1 protein-coding gene is annotated in these 2,025 nt (G+C 35.6%); it reads right to left on the reverse strand.

Annotation, left to right across the window (positions count from 1 at the left end; all coding sequences use genetic code 11):
* Positions 1 to 406 precede the first annotated feature (406 nt).
* Positions 407 to 1,558, reverse strand: a complete 1,152-nt coding sequence (gene gshA / locus F6K13_RS30500) for a glutamate--cysteine ligase (RefSeq protein ID WP_124147595.1) — start codon at positions 1,556 to 1,558, stop codon at positions 407 to 409.
* Between the last annotated feature and the right edge of the window lie 467 nt (positions 1,559 to 2,025).

Here is a 2,025-nt window from a genome sequence, read left to right on the forward strand (position 1 = left end):
TCCGTTCTGATCCTAGAAACACTATATTTTGATTTCCTAGTTCGGTAGTCTTGCATGATAATGATGAGGATATATAATATATTTTTTAATTTCTCCCACACTCCCGGTACCCGGTACTCCCCATCTCCCCATCTCCCCACGCTCCTGGTGCTTCCTTTGCCACTACCCCTAGTTCAGAAAAAAATTTTGATATAGTAGAAGTTATAACAATTCAAATAAAGAATGCTATTTACCTTAATTCCTGACTCTTAATCAATTTTCTCATGTATAAATGCTATATTTAGTTACCATTTCATCTCCCCATTACAAGGAAAGGATATGTAGCAAAACTTTTGAGATTTGGTATAACTCCTGATTCCTGACTCCTTTCAACCTATGTAGCTGAACTAAATGAAATGGTATTAAGTTAGGCCACCATTGATTGACATAATTGATCTTCTAGCTCTTCTTCTTGTTGTGCCATCTCCAAAATTGCTGCTTTAATTACGCTCCGACTGTCAAGACTACTGTTATATTGATCTAACCATTTTTGTGCTGTATTGCCTTCCCGAATAATTTTTTTGATTGGAGAAAGAAAGCAACTAAAGCCAAGTTTTTTGGCATAAGGTAAAACCTGTTGATAAATTTCCTCAATCCAATTTTTCGCTAAAATAGTTCTACCATCTTGCCAATGGGAGAGTTGAGCTTCAAGGCTATGATGAGCTGCTGCTATTTCATTATTATCTGCTAAAGCGACTAAATCTTCCAAACGGTTAGTTGCAGATAAATTACTTTTTTCTAAGGGGTCGAGACTAGGATCGTCAAATAATTGCCATAAACGAGCTTCTAATAAAGCTACCAAGGCCAGCTGCATAACTGGGTTACTCACGAAGTCACAAATTCTTAATTCTAGACGATTAAGATTATAGGGACGGCGATCGCCATTAGGCCGCACAGAACACCAAAGATGGCGGACATTTTGCATAACACCTGTAGCAACTTTCTCTTCAGTCCATTTGATGAAATGACTATGACTTTCAAATAGAGGGACATAAGCTGGAGTTTTCGGAAAAGTAGTCCAACGAGTAGAGTGAAAGCCTGTAGCCTGGCCATCTATAAAAGGAGAAGAGGCACTTAGGGCTAAATATAAAGGGGCTTCCATTCGGATCAAGCGAATGGCTCGCATCAATAATTCTGGTTCACTAATACCAATATTTATATGAATACTGGTTGTAACGACTTTTGCACCGTAAGTTTGTTGTATATATGTGTGATATGGGTTGTTAGGGTCAGAGCGTTCAAAGGTATCACTACCTCCTAAAGATAAGGTACTTCCTGGAATTATTGTGTAATCCCCTAAAGTGTTTAAATAACTTCTCAATTTCAGTCTTGGCTTTACTAGAGCACATAAAAGTTGAGCGTAGCTACACAATGGTGCAGTTGTGTATTCTACATTTCTACTATCTGGCTCCCTAACAAACCCCTCTACTTTGGCCACAATTTGGTCTGACAGGCCAACAGTATTACCTTGGGGTGTGCCAGTGTACATTTCTACTTCAAATCCTTTCGATAGCAGCACAACAGGCTCCTAAATTTGGTTTATTTATATTTTTAATGGTATCAGTATATTTAACATCTTTGGTCTATGTCCTAGGGCTTAGATTATCAGGATATTATTACTTTATTGAAGTATAGCATTTACATTTTAACTGTGAGATATTGTAGATATTTAGGGTTTAAGAGACATCAAGTAATCAATTTATCATAAATTATTTAATATTCCTATATTATAACTAGTCTGAAAATACTGTAGATCAAAGCAGCTAAATATTTAATTATTTAATATATTTCTAACAGAGATATTTGAAGGATTTTCTTCTAATTAACTAGAGACTAAAATTCTAGAGGAAAAATTTATTCTTCCTCTTGCTGTTGAAATATATAATCAAAATCAAATTTTAAAGCTTTAATATGGCGAGCGATCAGAAAACCACACTTAGTAACTTTATCAGTCGTAAAAGTTGCTATTACTAAAGTCACTAACTT

The sequence above is a fragment of the Okeania sp. SIO2B9 genome, from assembly GCF_010672505.1.
Lineage (GTDB): Bacteria > Cyanobacteriota > Cyanobacteriia > Cyanobacteriales > Microcoleaceae > Okeania > Okeania hirsuta.